The sequence below is a fragment of the Actinomadura sp. NAK00032 genome (assembly GCF_013364275.1).
Lineage (GTDB): Bacteria > Actinomycetota > Actinomycetes > Streptosporangiales > Streptosporangiaceae > Spirillospora.
Genome location: NZ_CP054932.1, coordinates 4,018,239 through 4,033,140, shown reverse-complemented (window position 1 = coordinate 4,033,140; position 14,902 = coordinate 4,018,239). Strand labels below are relative to the sequence as shown.

The following is a 14,902-nucleotide window of genomic DNA, read 5'->3' as shown; positions in this document are numbered from 1 at the left end:
TCACCGCAAGATCGCGCGCGGCCGGCGGCGCGGTTCGGGCTGATACCGCAGGGGCGGGTCGGATCTCCCTCCCGGGGGTCAGGCGGTTCCGGCGGCGCGGGTTCTAGGCTTCGGGCAAATGAACGATCCAGACCGCGCCGCCCACGCCGGCCGCACCCGGCTGGCCGCCGGGGTCCGCGCCGCCCTGCTGCCCGGCGGGGACGGCCCGCCCGTCACCCTGCTGCCCGCGCCCCTGTCGCTGCGGGTGCCGATCCTCGTCCTGCTCGCCGCGCTGACGATCGGCTTCACCGCGGGCTCCATCGCGATCTCGATCACGGCGGACCATGTCGATCCCGGGCTGGCGTGGCCGCTCGGCGTGCTGCAGGCGGCGCCGCTGTTCTTCGCGGTCCGGTGGCCGCTCGCCGCCTGGCGGGTCGCGGCGGGCGGGATGCTGCTCACGGTGTTCGTCCGGCACGGCACGGGCTTCATGCCGTGGCCGGTCACCGCGATCCTCGCGCTCGTCGTCATCCTGTTCTTCACCGGCGTCGGCTCGGACCGGCAGACCACGGTCGGCGTCGGCGCGGTGACGGTCGCCGGCGTGCTGGTGCCCGCCGTGCTGTTCGGCATGCCCGGCTGGTTCGGCATGATCCTCGCGGGGATCGCGGTGCTGGCGCTGACGTTCGGGGACGCGGTCGGCGGGCGGCACTCCGCGGTGGAGGAGCTGCGCCGCCGCGAGGAGCAGCACCGGCAGGACCTGGCCCGACAGGCGGTGCTGGAGGAGCGCGCCCGCATCGCCCGCGAGCTGCACGACGTCGTCGCGCACCACATGTCGGTGATCGCGATGCAGGCGGAGGCCGCCCCCTACAAGATCCCCGACCTGCCGGACGCCGCGCGGCAGACGTTCGGCGTGGTGCGGGACGCGGCGCGCGAGGCGCTCACCGAGACGCGCCGCGTCGTGGGCCTGCTGCGCGCCGACGACGAGGGCGCCGAGCGCGCACCGCAGCCCGGCCTGGAGCGGCTGGACGACCTCGTCGCCGCCGCCCGCCGCTCCGGGCTGTCGGTCGCGACCGTCGTGGTCGGGATGCCCCGCCCGCTGAACGCGGGGGTCGACCTGTCGGCGTACCGGATCGTGCAGGAGTCGCTGAGCAACGCGTCCCGGTACGCGCCGGGCTCCCAGGTGCACGTCGAGGTGAAGTACGGGACCGAGGCGCTGTCGGTGACGGTCACCGACGACGGCCCCCGCAGCGCGCCGGAGGAGTCGCAGGGCGGCGGCCACGGTCTGGTCGGGATGCGCGAGCGGGTCACGATGCTGGGCGGCCGCCTCGACGCCGGCCCCCGCACCGACGGCTGGTCCGTCGCCGCCGAGTTGCCGTACGGCGACGCGGACTGATCCGTCAGCCGTAGGCTTGCGGCGTGACGATTCGGGTGCTGATCGCCGACGACCAGGTGATGATCCGCGACGGGCTCGCGGCGCTGCTGTCCTCCGATCCGGGGATCGAGGTGGTCGGGCAGGCGGGCAACGGCCGGGAGGCGGTGGAGCTCGGCCGCGCGCTCGACCCGGACGTCATCGTGATGGACATCCGGATGCCGGAGATGGACGGCCTCGCCGCCACCGCCGAGCTGGTCGGCGCGCAGGATCCGGCGACCGACCCGGCGGACGCGCGGCCGAAGGTGCTCGTGCTCACCACGTTCGACCTGGACGAGTACGTCTACGAGGCGCTCGGCGCGGGCGCCAGCGGGTTCCTGCTGAAGGACGCCTCGGCCGCCGACCTGGTGAACGGGGTGCGGGTGGTGGCGGCGGGCGACGCGCTGCTCGCCCCGTCCATCACCCGGCGGCTGATCGGCGACTTCGCGCGGCGGCGCCGGCACCAGCGGCCGAGCCCGCAGGCGACGGCGGGGCTGACGCCGCGCGAGCTGGACGTGCTGCGGCTCATGGCGCGCGGGCTGTCCAACGCCGAGATCGCGGCCGAGCTGGTGCTGGCCGAGCAGACGATCAAGACGCATGTCGGGCACGTGCTGACGAAGCTGGCGCTGCGCGACCGCACCCAGGCCGTCGTGTACGCCTACGAGAACGGCCTGGTGGGGTAGGTCAGCGGGAGGGGTCCAGGACGAGCTTGCCGGTGGTGCGGCGGGCCCGCAGGTCCTCGTGCGCGCGCCTGGCCTCGGAGAGGCCGTACTCGCCGCCGCCGACCACGCGGAGCCGGCCGTCGGCGACGAGGCCGAACAGTTCCTCCAGCGCGGCGCGCATCACGTCGCCGGGCAGCTGGAAGACGTGCGCGAGCCACATGCCGGAGATCGTGGTGGAGTGCGACATCAGCGTGGCCGGGCGGACGGGCGAGGGCTCCTTGCGCGAGGCCATGCCGTAGAAGGCGAGGCGGCCGAACGGGGCGAGGGCGCGCAGGCTCTGGTCGGTGACCTCGCCGCCCGTCATCTCCAGGACGGTGTCGACGCGCCGGCCGCCGTTGGCGTCGATGAGCGCGGCCTTGAGGTCGGGCTCGTTCGCGTCGATGGCGACGTCGGCGCCGAGGTCGAGGGCGAGGGCCCGCTTCTCCTGCGAGGAGGCGGTGGCGATGACCCGGCCGGCGCCCCAGGCCTTGGCGAGCTGGACGGCGAGCGTGCCGACGCCGCCGGCGGCGGCGTGCACGACGACGGACTCGCCCGGCGCGAGGTGGACGCTGCGGCGCAGCAGCACCCACGCGGAGGCGCCCTGGACGATCATGCCGAGGGCGGTGACGTCGTCGATGCCGTCCGGGACCTCCCAGGCCAGCGCCTCGGGCGCGACGGCCTTCTCGGCGTAGCCGCCGGTGCCGACGAGCGCGACGACGCGGCGGCCGTCCGGGGTGGTGCCGACGACCTCGCCGCCGGGCACCATCGGCAGCGTGGACGCCGACAGGTAGCTGTTCTCGGCCTGGTGGGTGTCGGCGTAGTTGACGCCGGCCCGGGAGACGTCGACGAGCAGGTGCCCGGGGCCGGCCACCGGCTCGGGCAGCTCGGTGACGGTGAGGACCTCGGGCCCGCCGAACTCGGTGATCTGGATCGCGCGCATGTCTCTCCTGTCGGTGTCGGACGGTCGGCTCAGCGGGGGCCTGGGACGCCGCGGAACGCGAACGGCTCGGACGGGCGGCCCGGCACCACGTACCAGGCCTCGCCCGCGCCGCCGGCCTCCAGGATCCGCATGAACGCCTCGACGACGTCGGCGACGTCCAGGATCGGGAACCCGGTCTCCTGGAGATGCCCCTTCAGCGGCACGAGGATGTCGGTGTCGGCGAACGAGGGGCACAGGGCGTTCACCCGGATGCCCTCCGCGGCGAAGGTGGGGCCGAGGGCGCGGACGAGCCCGACGACGGCGGCCTTGTTGGCGCCGTAGACGGGGTCGAACGGGGTCGCGGTGAGCGCCGCCATGCTGGCGGTGGCGATGATGTCGCCGCCGCCGCGGGCGCGCAGCGCGGGCAGCGCGGCGTGCGCGCCGAACACGACGCCGTCGAGGTTGATGCCCATGGCGCGCCGGTAGGCGGCGAGGTCGAAGTCGTCGCCCACGCCTCCGCCGCCGGCGACGCCGGCGTTGAGGAACGCCACGTCGAGGCCCCCGAACCGATCGACGGCGGTCGCGACGGCGGCCTCGCTGTCGGCGGGCTCGCGGACGTCGCAGCGGACGAACGCGCCGTCCAGTTCCTTCGCGAGTTCGGTCCCGGCCGCGGTGTCGACGTCGGCGACGACGACGCGGGCGCCCGCGCCGGCGAGCCGGCGCGCCACCGCGGCCCCGATGCCGTTGGATCCGCCCGTGATCAGCGCGACCTTGCCGGTGCCGTCGAAGGCTGCCATGGGGACTCCCTCCCGAAGTAACTGACTCGTCAGTTACTCTAGCGGAATGGACTTCGGTTTGAGCGAGCGGGCCCAGGAGTATCTCGGCCGCCTCCAGGACTTCATGGACTCCCACGTCTACCCGGCCGAGCCGGTGTACGCCGCGCAGCGGGCGGAGCTGCGCGCGGCCGGGCAGGAGCACACCGTCCCACCGGTCGTCGAGGACCTCAAGGTCGAGGCGCGCGAGCGCGGCCTGTGGAACCTGTTCCTGCCCGGCAGCGAGGACCCGGCGCACGGGCTGAGCGTCACCGACTACGCGTCCCTCGCCGAGGTGACGGGCCGCTCCCCCAGCCTCGCGCCCGAGGCGACCAACTGCGCGGCGCCCGACACCGGCAACATGGAGGTCCTGCACCTGTTCGGCACGCCCGAGCAGAAGCAGACCTGGCTGCGCCCGCTGCTGGACGGCGAGATCCGCAGCGCGTTCGCGATGACCGAGCCGGACGTCGCGAGCTCCGACGCCACCAACATCTCCACCCGCATCGAGCGCGACGGCGACCACTACGTCATCAACGGCCGCAAGTGGTGGATCAGCGGCTCCGCCGACCCGCGCTGCAAGATCATGATCGTGATGGGCAAGACCGACCCGGACGGGCACCCCTACCGGCAGCAGTCGATGGTGCTGGTGCCGCTGGACGCGCCCGGGGTGGAGGTCGTCCGGCCGCTGCCCGTGTTCGGCTACTCCGACCAGCACGGCCACTGCGAGATCACCTTCACCGACGTCCGGGTGCCGGTGGAGAACCTCGTCGGCGAGGAGGGCGGCGGCTTCGCGATCGCGCAGGCGCGGCTCGGCCCCGGCCGCATCCACCACTGCATGCGCGCGATCGGGATGGCCGAGCGGGCGCTGGAGCTGATGTGCGAGCGCGCGGTGGCGCGGGTGGCGTTCGGCGGCCCGCTGGCCAAGCAGGGCGTCGTCCGCCAGCAGATCGCCGAGTCGCGGATGGCGATCGAGCAGGCCCGGCTGCTCACCCTGAAGACCGCCTGGCTGATCGACAGGCACGGCGTGCAGGCGGCCCGGTCGGAGGTCGCGTCCATCAAGGTGATCGCGCCGCGGGTCGCGCTGGACGTCGTGGACAAGGCGATCCAGGTGCACGGCGGCGCCGGGGTCAGCGACGACACCCCGCTCGCCGCGATGTGGGCGGGCCTGCGCACGCTGCGCCTCGCCGACGGCCCGGACGAGGTGCACGTGCGCTCGGTGGCCCGCGCGGAGCTGGGCAGGTACCTCGGTAAATGACCAGTGGCACGGGGGAGACGGCGGGCGTGCGGCGGCGGATGCCGTACGCCCGCAGACGCGAGCAGCTGCTCCAGGTGGCGCTCGCCGAGTTCGGCCGGCGCGGCTACCACCTGACCCAGATGGAGCACGTGGCCGGGGCGGCGCAGGTGTCCAAGGCGCTGCTGTACCAGCACTTCACGTCCAAGGAGGAGCTGTTCGCCGAGGTGACGGAGGCGATCGTCGGCGAGCTCACCGGGCGGCTGAACGAGGCCGTGCTCGCCGCGCACGGCTCCGCCGACGGCATCCGGGCGATGATCCGGGTGCTGTTCGACTACGCCACCGCCGAGCCGGACGCGTGGGCGCTGGTCGTCCGGCACCTCGACAAGCCCGAGGTGGGGCTGGAGCTGCGGGAGCTGCGCGACCGGCTCGGCACCGCGTTCGCCGACCTGCTGCTGCGCCGCCGCCGCGCCGACCCGGCGCTGTCCCCGGCCGCGCTGGAGGTCAACGAGCGGCGCGCGCGGCTGCTCGTCCCGCTGATGTACGGGTCGATGCTGTCGATCGTGTCGTGGTGGCTGGAGCATCCCGACACGCCGCGCGAGCGCGCCGAGCAGATGGCGGTGGAGTTCATCTGGCTCGGCCTCGACCGGCTCCGCACCGGCGAGCGCCTGCCCAGGGAGTAGCCGGCGCCGTCCGGGGCCGGCCGAACACGGCGTCTAGCCGAACACGGCGTCGCGGGCGAGGTCGAGGGCGGTCAGCACCGCGCCGCGCAGCACGGCGTCGCCCTCGACGCGGCTCGCCCGCACATCGGTGGGGGCCGGGCCGAGGGCGCCGAGCCGGTCGGCGACCAGCCCGGCGAGCCGGTCGCCGCCCGACCGGCCGAGTTCGCCGCCGAGCACGACGAGCCCGGGGTCGAGGACGGCGACGAGCGCGAACGCGGCCTCGGCGATCCAGCCGGCCACCTGCTCGTCGGCGAGGCCGGCCACGGCGGCCCGGTCCAGCAGGTGGCAGAAGTCGGTGCCGCCGAACTTCAGCAGCCCGACCTCGCCGGCGCCGCCGGAGGCGCCGCGCCGCAGCCGGCCGTCCAGCACGACCGCGCCGCCGATGCCGTCGTCCAGCCACAGCAGGGCGAAGTCGGCGCGGCCCGCGGCGGCGCCCTCCCGGTGCTCGGCGATCGCGCCGAGGTTGACCTCGTTCTCCAGCCGCACCGGAGCGCCGAGCCGGTCCCGGAGCGCCGCGCCGAGGTCGGGACGCCCGCCGGGGACGCCGCTGTCGGTCACCAGGCCGGTGCCCGGGTCGACGGGGCCGGGGGTGCCGAGCACGACGGTGTGCAGGGCGCGGCCGTCCGCCGCCTCCGCGACCGCCCCGGCGACGAGCGCGGCCAGGTCGGGGGCGGGCGGCAGGGGGCGGGTCGCGGCTCCGGTCTCGTTCCCGGCGATGTCGGCGACGGCGACGTGGACGGCGTCGCGGCGCAGGTCCACCCCCGCGATGTGGGCGCGGCCGGCGACGAGGCCGTAGAGGCGGGCGTTCGGGCCCCGCCGGTCCGCGCCGGTCTCCCCCGCGACCTCGACCAGCCCGGCCGCCCGGAGCCGCTCGATCAGGTCGGACACGGTCGGCCGGGACAGCCCGGTCAGCGTCCGCAGCTGCGGGGCGGTGAGCGGGCCGCGTTCGAGCAGCAGGTCCAGGGCCAGCCGGTCGTTGATCGCGCGGGCCATGGTGGGGTCGGCGGTCTTCACGGCCCACATGGTAGTCAGGGAGGCTGCCTAATACACTTTTCATCAGGAAGCCTTCCTGTTAGTTTTTCCGTCCATGACCTCTCCCCACCGGGCCATCGGCGTGGTCTTCGCCGTGCACGGGGCCGTGGCGGGCACCCTCGCCACCCGCCTCCCCTGGATCCAGGACCGCCTCGACCTCTCCCCCACCGTGCTCGGGCTGGCCCTGCTGTGCCCGTCCATCGGCGCGTTCGCCGCCATGCCGACCGCGAGCCGCACGGCGCACCGGATCGGCGAGCGCCGCACCGTCCGGCTGCTGATCGCGGCCTGGTGCGCGGCGCTCGTCCTGCCCGCGCTCGCGCCCGCGCCCGCCTGGCTGTTCGCGGCGATGCTGCTGTACGGCGCGACCGCCGGGATGTCGGACGTCGTGATGAACTCGCACGGCGTCGCGGTGGAGCGGGCCGTGCGCCGCCCGATCATGTCGGGGCTGCACGGCCTGTGGTGCGTCGGCAGCCTCGCCGCGGGCGGCGCCGGAATCGCCGCCGCGCACGCCCGGATCGACGCCCGGCTGCACCTCGGGGCGGTGGCGCTCGTCCTGGTGGCGGCGGGCCTGCTGGCGGGGCGGGGGCTGCTCGCGGACCGGCCGATGGAGGGCGTCCCGGCGCCGCGCCGGTTCGCGCTGCCGACCCGGGCCGTCGCCGCGATCGGCGCGGTCGGGTTCTGCGGGACGTTCGCCGAGGGCGCGAGCGCCGACTGGTCCGCCGTCTACCTCACCGAGGTGACGCACGCGGGCCCCGGCCTCGCCGCCGCCGCGTTCACGATCTTCATGTCCTGCATGGCCGCCACCCGGCTGGCCGGCGACCGGATCGTGCGGCGGTTCGGCGCGCCGGCGGTCATCCGGTGCGGCGGCTCGGTCGCCGTGGCCGGCGGGCTCTTGGTGGTGGCGGCCCGCGCGCCGTGGGCCGCGATCGCCGGGTTCGCGCTGGTCGGCATCGGGATCGCCACCGTCGTCCCGCTGGTGTTCGCGGCGGCGGCCGGCATCGGCGCGACGCCCGGCGAGGGCGTGGCGGGCGTCGCCACGATCACCTACCTGTCCGGGCTGACCGCGCCGGCGGTGACCGGCTGGACGGCGGGCGCGCTGTCCTACCGGGCGGCGTTCGCGATGATCACGTGCGTGGTCGCGGTGATGACGCTGTCGGCCGGCGCGCTGCGCCCGCGCGCGGCGGGCGTCCAGGGCGCGTCCGCAGCCGAGCCGTCGGCGGAGGCGCTGCGCTAGCCCGCCCGGCCGCGGGCATGCGAAAGGCCGGGGACGGCGAACGTCCCCGGCCTTCCGTCAGGTCTCGATCGAACGTCTAGATCGAGAAGGGCTGGGCCTCAGAGCGGGTAGACGCCCTCGGCCTGCGGGCCCTTCTGGCCCTGGGTGATCTCGAAACCGACGCGCTGGTTCTCGTCCAGGCTGCGGTACCCGCTGGTGGTGATCGCCGAGTAGTGGACGAACACGTCGGGGCCGCCGCCGTCAGGCGCGATGAACCCGAAGCCCTTTTCGGCGTTGAACCACTTCACGGTGCCTTCGGCCATGCTGTTTTTCCTTCTGGGTAACCTCACCGGCCCGCCGGACGGCGGACCGGGCTGCAAGCGGACTCATCCCACGTCCGCCGGTCGCCCGGAAAAACGCTTCGAGACTGCTAGACGCCGACGTGGCCGACGTCATCGTGCAACGGGTCCGAACCTACCCGATACCGGCCCGACTTATGCACCGACACACCTAAACAAGATCCGACAACGCCTCGGCGGCGCGGTGGCAGTCGTGGAACGTGCAGTACAGGGGCACGGGCGCGAGCCGGACGACATCGGGTTCGCGGGCGTCGGCGACCACGCCGTGCGCCTCGGCGAGCCGCCGGACGAGCCCGCCGGCGTCCGGGACGCGCAGCGACAGCTGGGCGCCCCGCGCCGCCGGGTCGGCGGGGGTGATCACCTCCACGCCGCCGATCGCGGCGAGCCGGCCCGCCAGGTACCCGGTGAGGCGCTCGCTCTTGGCGCGCAGCGCGGCCATCCCCGTCCGGTCGAAGATCTCCAGGGAGGCCAGGACGGGCGCGAGCGCGAGGATCGGCGGGTTGGAGACCTGCCAGGCGTCGGCGGACGCGGGCGGCGCGATCTCGGGGTCCATCCGGAACCGGACGGCCGGGTCGGTGCCCCACCAGCCGGACAGCTTCGGCACGGAGGCGTCCCGGACGTGGCGCTCGTGCACGAAGCAGCCCGCGACCGCGCCCGGACCGGAGTTCAGGTACTTGTAGGTGCACCAGGCGGCGAAGTCGGCGTCCCAGTCGTGCAGCCGCAGCGGGACGTTCCCGGCGGCGTGCGCGAGGTCCCAGCCGACCACGGCGCCGGCGGCGCGGCCCGCCTTGGTGATCGCGGGGATGTCCATGAGCTGGCCGGTGAGGTAGTTGACGCCGCCGAGCAGGACGAGCGCGACCGTGCCGCCCTCGCGTTCGAGGAAGGCCAGGACGTCCTCGGTGCGCAGGTTGTCCTCGCCGGGGCGCGGCTTGAGCCGCACGACCGCCGCGGCCGGGTCGAGCCCGTGGTGGACGGCCTGCCCCGCGACCGCGTAGGAGTCGGACGGGAACGCCGAGTCCTCGATGAGGATGCGGGTGCGCGTCCCGGCGGGCCGGTAGAAGCTCGCCATCAGCAGGTGCAGGTTGACGGTGAGCGAGTTCATCGCGACGACCTCGTGCGGCAGCGCGCCGACGAGCCGGGCGGCGGGTTCGCGCAGCAGCTCGTGGTAGTCCACCCAGGGGCGGCGCCCCTGCGTGTGGGCCTCGACGGCGAGGCGCGCCCAGTCGTCCAGCTCCTCGCGGAGCCGTCCCGCGACGCTGCGCGGCTGCAGGCCGAGGGAGTTGCCGGCGAAGTAGGCGGCCTCCTCGTACGGGCCGCCGGGCGCGGGCGGGACGAGGAACTCGCCGCGCAGGGTGGGCAGCGGGTCGGTGTCGTCGAGCCGCCGCGCCTCGTCTTCCAGGGTCACTGCGTCATTCCTTCGGTGGTCACGAGTTCGTGCGCGGGCGCGGGCGCGGGCCCCGGTTCCCCGGCGACGGCGAAGAACTCCGCCGCGTTGCCGCCGAGGAGCCGGGCGCGGTCGGCGTCGTCCAGCCCGGGGCAGGCGCGGATCGTCGAGCCCGGCTCCTGCTCGCCGAGCGGGAACGGGTAGTCGGTGCCGAGCATGACGTGGCCGGGGCCCATCACGTCCACGAGCAGCCGGAGCGCGCGCGGGTCGAACACGGCGGAGTCGACGTGGAACCGGTCGAGGTACTCCGACGGCGGGCGCGGCGAGTCGGCGCGGACGATGTCGCGGCGGTGCCAGGCGTTGTCGGCGCGGCCGAGCAGGAACGCGAAGCTGCCGCCGCCGTGGCAGAAGCACAGCCGCAGCGACGCGGGGATCCGCTCGAACGCGCCGGACAGCATCAGCCCGAGGATGCTCAGCTGCGTCTCGGCGGGCATCCCGGACAGCCACGGCAGCATGTGGCCGCGCATCCGGTCGGCGCCGAGCATGTCCCAGGGGTGCGCCAGCACGGGCAGGCCGAGTTCCGCGCAGTGCGCGAGGAACGCGGTGATGCCCTCGTCGTCGAGGTTGCGGTCGCCGACATGGTTGCCGATGTGGACGCCGCGGTGCCCGGCCGCCTTCGCGCGGGTCGCGACCCGGCACGCGAGCTCCGGGTCCTGGAGGGGGACCTGGCACAGCGGGAGCAGCCGGTCCGGGGCCTGCGCGCAGAACGCGAGGATGCGCTCGTTGACCAGCTCGCACCAGTCGGCGGCGCGGGACGGCTCCGCCGCGTACCCGAACATCAGCGGGGTGGACGACACGGCCTGGACGTCCACGCCCGCGGCGTCCATGTCGGCGACGCGGCGCGCGGGGTCCCACAGGGCCGCGCCGACCGGCCGGTACTCCTCGTCCCCGGACATCATCATGCCGGTGCCGCCGCCGTCGAGGCGCAGCCACGGCTGCCCCTCGTCGGCGAGCACGCGGCCCTCGTCGCGGGTGAGTTCGGGGAAGACGTGGGCGTGGACGTCGATGACCGTCACGGCGCCCCCGTCAGGCCCGCGGCGCGGTGGTCGGGGTCATGGCCCGCGGCCATGTCCTGCCGGGGTGGACGGCTCCGCAGTTGGGGCACTTGCGGTCGCCGCCGTAGAAGCCCTCGAACACGGGCGGCAGGTCGTCCACGATGGAGCGGACCTGGAGCTCGGCGCGGTGGACGAGGTGGTGGCACTCGGTGCAGTACCACTCGAACGCCTCCGTGAGCCCCTCCGGCCGGGGGACCTCCACGACCAGGCCGATCGAGCCGGGCTCGGGGCGCTGCGGCGAGTGCCGGACGTGCGGCGGCAGCAGGAAGACGTCGCCCTCGTTGATCTGCAGGTCGGTCGGCCGGCGGCCCTCCTCCTCCATGACCCGCAGCACCATGTTGCCGCGGAGCTGGTAGAAGAACTCCTCGGTCGGGTCGTCGTGGAAGTCGGTGCGCTGGTTCGGGCCGCCGACGACCATGATGATCAGCCCGGCCTCGTCGAACACCTGGACGTTGCCGACGGGCGGCTTGAGCAGGTCGCGGTGCTCGTCGATCCAGGCCTGGAAGTTGAACGGGTGTCCGTGCGACAGCTGCGGCAGGGTCATGCCCCGGCCTCCTTGCCTTTCGGGGAAGTGTCTGTCTGCGGGATGTGGGCGACGCACGAGATCTCGACGAGCAGGTGCGGGTGCGGGAGCTGGTGGACTGCCACGGTCGTGCGGGCGGGGCCGCTCTCGTCGAAGTACTCGCCGTAGACCTCGTTGTAGCCGCCGAAGTCGTTCATGCTCACCAGGTACGCGGTGACGTTGACGATGTCGCCGAGGCCTCCCCCGGCGGCGGCGAGCAGGTCGCGGATGTTCTCGATGACGGCGCGGGTCTGCGCCCGGACGTCGAGGTCGGTGACGCCCATCGGGTCGGCGGCCGCCCCGACGAACGTCCCGTCCGGGCGGCGGGAGCTCGTCCCGGACACGAACACGAAGTCGCCGGCCCGCTTGAGGTGCGGGAACCGGCCCCTGGGCTTGGCCTTGCCGTCGACGAGGAACGCGTCGCCCATCATGTGGTCACCTCGACCGAGCCGAGGCCGGCGCCGGTGACGCGGACGTGCGCGTCCTTCGGCAGCGGCACGGCCGCCGTGGCGGCGCCCGCGAGGACGATCCAGCCGGGTTCGAGCGTGATCCCGGCGCCGAGCGCGAGCCGCGCCGCCGCGCGCAGCGACCGCGCCGGGTCCCCGAGGATCGCGGCGGACGACCCGGCCTGCACCGGCCGTCCGTCGATCTCCATCAGCAGCCCGACGTTGGACACGTCGCGCGGCGCGTGCCAGGCCCCGTACCCGAACCGCGCCGCCGAGGCGTTGTCGGCGATGACGTCCGGGAGGGTGAACTTGAAGTCCCGGTAGCGGGAGTCGAGGATCTCGAACCCGACGGCGACGCCGGCCACGGCCGACTCGGCCTCGGCGACCGAGCGGACCTCCCGCCCGATCAGGAAGGCGATCTCCGGCTCGACGCGCGGGTGGATGAGCTGCGACACGTCGACCGACGGCCCGGCGAGCATCCGGTCGGTGAGCAGGCCCCAGATGACGTCGTCGACGCCCATCTGCACCATCTTGGCGCGGCTGGTGAAGCCCATCTTCACCCCGGCGGGCCGCTCGCCCCGGCGGCGCCGCAGCTCCATCCCGGCGCGCTGCACCGCGTACGCGGCGGGCACGTCGAACGGGGCCGTGTCGGTCAGCTTCGGGACCGCCCGGACCTCGCGGGCCGCGTCGTCGAGGGTCCGCGCGAGCGCGGTCACGTTCACCATCAGGCACTCTCCTTGCCGAAGGCGACGCGGACGTCGCCGAGCCCGTCGATGCGGGCCTCGAACACCTCGCCGGGCGCGGCCGGGACGACCGGCCCGAGCGCGCCGGTCAGCACCGTGTCGCCGGCGCGCAGCGGGCGGCCGACGCGCACCAGCGTGTCGGCGAGCCACAGCGCAGCGTTCAGCGGGTGGCCGAGGCAGGCGGCGCCGTTGCCGGTGGAGACCTGCTCCCCGCGCCGCTCCATCACCATCCCGCACAGGCGCAGGTCGACGTCCTTGAGCGGGACGGGCCGGTTGCCGAGCGCGTACATGCCGGACGAGGCGTTGTCGGCGACGGTGTCGGCGAGCGTGATGTCCCAGTCGCGGACGCGGCTGCCGACGACCTCGATCGCGGGCAGTGCGAACGCGGTCGCGCGAATCACGTCGGCGACGGTGTGCCGCTCGTGCGTGAGGTCGTGCTCCAGCACGAGCGCGACCTCCGCCTCGGCGCGCGGCTGCAGGACGGCGCCGGCGGGGATCTCCTCGCCGTCCGGGACGGCCATGTCGGCGAACAGCATCCCGAAGTCGGGGCTGTCCACGCCGATCTGCCGCTGGACGGCCTTGGAGGTCAGCCCGATCTTGCGTCCGGCGAGGCGGCGGCCCTCGGCCAGCCACCGCTCGGTGAGCCGGTCCTGGACGGCGTAGGCGTCGTCGGCGGTCGTGATCAGGTCGCGGACGGGCGCGCACGGGGTGCCGCTCGCGTAGGCGCCGAGCAGCCGGTCGGCGGCTTGGTCGATGGTGGTCGTCACTGGCTCGCTCTCAGATCTGGATGCAGACGTTGACGGGTTCGGAGAAGAAGTCCAGGGAGTACTCTCCCCCTTCCCTCCCGATTCCGGACGCCTTGACACCGCCGAACGGGGTGCGCAGGTCGCGCAGGTTCCAGCAGTTCACCCAGACGATCCCGGTCTCGATGCGCGGCGCCACCCGGTGCGCCCGCGACAGGTCGGTGGTCCAGACGGTGGAGGCGAGGCCGTAGGGGCTGTCGTTGGCGAGCGCGAGTGCCTCGTCCTCGGTGTCGAACGGCGCGACGTGGCACACCGGCCCGAAGATCTCCTCCCGGACCGTGCGGGCCGTCTCGGGGAGGCCGGTGAGGACGGTCGGCTCGACGTGGAAGCCGCCGTCGCGCTCGTCCCCGAACCGCGGCGCGCCGCCGCCCGCGACGACCGTGGCGCCTTCCTCGCGGGCGAGCCGGTAGTAGGAGAGGACCTTGTCGCGGTGCTCGGCCGAGATCATCGGCCCGTAGTCCTGAAGTGCCTTCGCCCGCTCCCCCAGTGCCGCGACGAACTCATCGAAAACGGGCCGTTCGACGTAGACGCGCTCGGTGCAGAGGCAGATCTGGCCGGAGTGGGTGAAGGACGAGCGGACCGTCCCCTCCACCGCGGCGTCGAGGTCGGCGTCGGCGAAGACCAGCGCGGGGTTCTTGCCGCCCAGCTCGAACGACACCGGTGTCACGTTCTCGGCGGCGTTGCGCATGATGGCGGCACCGGTCGCGGACTCACCGGTGAACGCGATCGCGTCCACGCCGGGGTGCCCGGTCAGGAACTCCCCGGCCGCGCCCGCGCCGTGCCCGTGCACCAGGTTGAACACGCCGTCCGGCACGTGCGCCTCGTTGATGACTTCGGCGAGCAGGGTCGCGGTGGAAGGCGTCTCCTCGGACGGCTTGGCCACCACGGTGTTGCCCGCCGCAAGAGCCGGCGCGACCTTCCAGGTCAGGAGCAGCAGCGGCAGGTTCCACGGCGAGATGATCGCCACGACCCCGAGGGGGCGCCGCACCGTGTAGTTGAGCGCCTGCCCCTTCCCCCCGCTCCATCCCGGGATCTGCGTCGTGTAAGCCCGCTCGGGACGTCCGTACAGCAGATCGGCATAGGCGCGGAAGTTGCCGATGGCCCTGGGGATGTCGACGGTCGCGGCCAGCTCCCGGGACTTGCCCGTGTCGGCGACCTCGGCTTCCACGAACTCGTCGAAGCGGGCCTGGATTCCGGCGGCGATGCGCCTCAGCGCGCCGGCTCGCTCTTCGGCGCCCATCGTTCCCCACGGCCACTTCAGCGCGGCCCGCGCCGCCGTGACGGCGTCGTCGACGACCTCGCGGGTGGCCTCCGGGACGGTGCCGAGTTCCGCGCCGGTCACGGGATCGACGAGCGGGAAGCCGGGACCGTCCGAGCGGAAGACGCCGCCGACATAGTGCTCAGCCTTCATCCGTGCGTCCTCCCGTGTGGCTCGATACGTCCGATTTTCTGCCCCGCGAGCTATGCCTGGCAAAT

The 14,902-nt window shown here is 74.2% G+C and carries 16 protein-coding genes; 5 read left to right on the top strand and 11 right to left on the bottom strand.

Going from position 1 to position 14,902, the window contains the following annotated elements; genetic code table 11:
- Positions 1-118 precede the first annotated feature (118 nt).
- The gene (locus HUT06_RS18810; RefSeq protein WP_176196933.1) at positions 119-1,369 is read left to right on the top strand and encodes a sensor histidine kinase; all 1,251 of its coding nucleotides are present in this window, start codon (positions 119-121) and stop codon (positions 1,367-1,369) included.
- A 23-nt stretch (positions 1,370-1,392) separates the two neighbouring features.
- Positions 1,393-2,067 (top strand): response regulator transcription factor, encoded by a 675-nt coding sequence (locus HUT06_RS18805; protein WP_176196932.1) that lies wholly within the window; start codon positions 1,393-1,395, stop codon positions 2,065-2,067.
- Between the two features lies 1 nt (position 2,068).
- Here HUT06_RS18805 and HUT06_RS18800 read toward each other — a convergent pair whose 3' ends face one another.
- Together HUT06_RS18800 and HUT06_RS18795 are read right to left on the bottom strand one after the other, a co-directional pair.
- Complete coding sequence (locus HUT06_RS18800; protein ID WP_176196931.1) at positions 2,069-3,025, bottom strand: NADPH:quinone oxidoreductase family protein; 957 nt, start codon at positions 3,023-3,025, stop codon at positions 2,069-2,071.
- A 29-nt stretch (positions 3,026-3,054) separates the two neighbouring features.
- Positions 3,055-3,801: an SDR family oxidoreductase gene (locus HUT06_RS18795; RefSeq protein ID WP_176196930.1), complete on the bottom strand. Its 747-nt coding sequence runs from the start codon at positions 3,799-3,801 to the stop codon at positions 3,055-3,057.
- A 46-nt stretch (positions 3,802-3,847) separates the two neighbouring features.
- Here HUT06_RS18795 and HUT06_RS18790 point away from each other — a divergent pair, with 46 nt between their 5' ends.
- Together HUT06_RS18790 and HUT06_RS18785 are read left to right on the top strand one after the other, a co-directional pair.
- Positions 3,848-5,071, top strand: a complete 1,224-nt coding sequence (locus tag HUT06_RS18790) for an acyl-CoA dehydrogenase family protein (protein ID WP_176196929.1) — start codon at positions 3,848-3,850, stop codon at positions 5,069-5,071.
- Entirely contained in the window at positions 5,068-5,730 is a 663-nt protein-coding gene (locus HUT06_RS18785) for a TetR/AcrR family transcriptional regulator (RefSeq protein WP_176196928.1), read from the top strand. Before HUT06_RS18790 ends, HUT06_RS18785 begins: the two co-directional genes overlap by 4 nt.
- Before the next feature lie 33 nt (positions 5,731-5,763).
- Here the strand turns inward: HUT06_RS18785 and HUT06_RS18780 are convergent, their stop codons facing one another.
- Positions 5,764-6,783 (bottom strand): ROK family transcriptional regulator, encoded by a 1,020-nt coding sequence (locus HUT06_RS18780; protein WP_217711343.1) that lies wholly within the window; start codon positions 6,781-6,783, stop codon positions 5,764-5,766.
- Between the two features lie 73 nt (positions 6,784-6,856).
- Between HUT06_RS18780 and HUT06_RS18775 the strand changes: the two genes are divergently transcribed.
- Positions 6,857-8,035 carry an MFS transporter gene (locus tag HUT06_RS18775; protein WP_176196926.1) on the top strand — a complete coding sequence of 393 codons (1,179 nt, stop codon included), beginning with the start codon at positions 6,857-6,859 and terminating at the stop codon, positions 8,033-8,035.
- Between the two features lie 98 nt (positions 8,036-8,133).
- Here HUT06_RS18775 and HUT06_RS18770 read toward each other — a convergent pair whose 3' ends face one another.
- The 8 genes from HUT06_RS18770 to HUT06_RS18735 form a co-directional block, all read right to left on the bottom strand.
- Positions 8,134-8,337 (bottom strand): cold-shock protein, encoded by a 204-nt coding sequence (locus tag HUT06_RS18770; RefSeq protein ID WP_067468803.1) that lies wholly within the window; start codon positions 8,335-8,337, stop codon positions 8,134-8,136.
- Positions 8,338-8,524: 187 nt separating this feature from the next.
- A complete protein-coding gene (gene kynU, locus HUT06_RS18765) occupies positions 8,525-9,778 on the bottom strand; it encodes a kynureninase (RefSeq protein ID WP_254715265.1) in 1,254 nt (417 codons plus the stop codon).
- A complete protein-coding gene (locus HUT06_RS18760) occupies positions 9,775-10,833 on the bottom strand; it encodes an amidohydrolase family protein (RefSeq protein WP_176196925.1) in 1,059 nt (352 codons plus the stop codon). Before HUT06_RS18760 ends, kynU begins: the two co-directional genes overlap by 4 nt.
- A gap of 10 nt (positions 10,834-10,843) precedes the next feature.
- The gene (locus tag HUT06_RS18755; protein WP_176196924.1) at positions 10,844-11,416 is read right to left on the bottom strand and encodes a 3-hydroxyanthranilate 3,4-dioxygenase; all 573 of its coding nucleotides are present in this window, start codon (positions 11,414-11,416) and stop codon (positions 10,844-10,846) included.
- A complete protein-coding gene (locus HUT06_RS18750; protein ID WP_217711342.1) occupies positions 11,413-11,865 on the bottom strand; it encodes a RidA family protein in 453 nt (150 codons plus the stop codon). The genes HUT06_RS18755 and HUT06_RS18750 overlap by 4 nt, the downstream gene beginning before the upstream one ends.
- The gene (locus tag HUT06_RS18745; RefSeq protein WP_176196923.1) at positions 11,862-12,605 is read right to left on the bottom strand and encodes a 2-keto-4-pentenoate hydratase; all 744 of its coding nucleotides are present in this window, start codon (positions 12,603-12,605) and stop codon (positions 11,862-11,864) included. The genes HUT06_RS18750 and HUT06_RS18745 overlap by 4 nt, the downstream gene beginning before the upstream one ends.
- The gene (locus HUT06_RS18740) at positions 12,605-13,390 is read right to left on the bottom strand and encodes a 2-keto-4-pentenoate hydratase (protein ID WP_217711341.1); all 786 of its coding nucleotides are present in this window, start codon (positions 13,388-13,390) and stop codon (positions 12,605-12,607) included. Before HUT06_RS18740 ends, HUT06_RS18745 begins: the two co-directional genes overlap by 1 nt.
- A 10-nt stretch (positions 13,391-13,400) precedes the next feature.
- On the bottom strand, positions 13,401-14,837 hold the full coding sequence (locus tag HUT06_RS18735; protein ID WP_176196922.1) for a 2-hydroxymuconic semialdehyde dehydrogenase: 1,437 nt from the start codon (positions 14,835-14,837) through the stop codon (positions 13,401-13,403).
- Between the last annotated feature and the right edge of the window lie 65 nt (positions 14,838-14,902).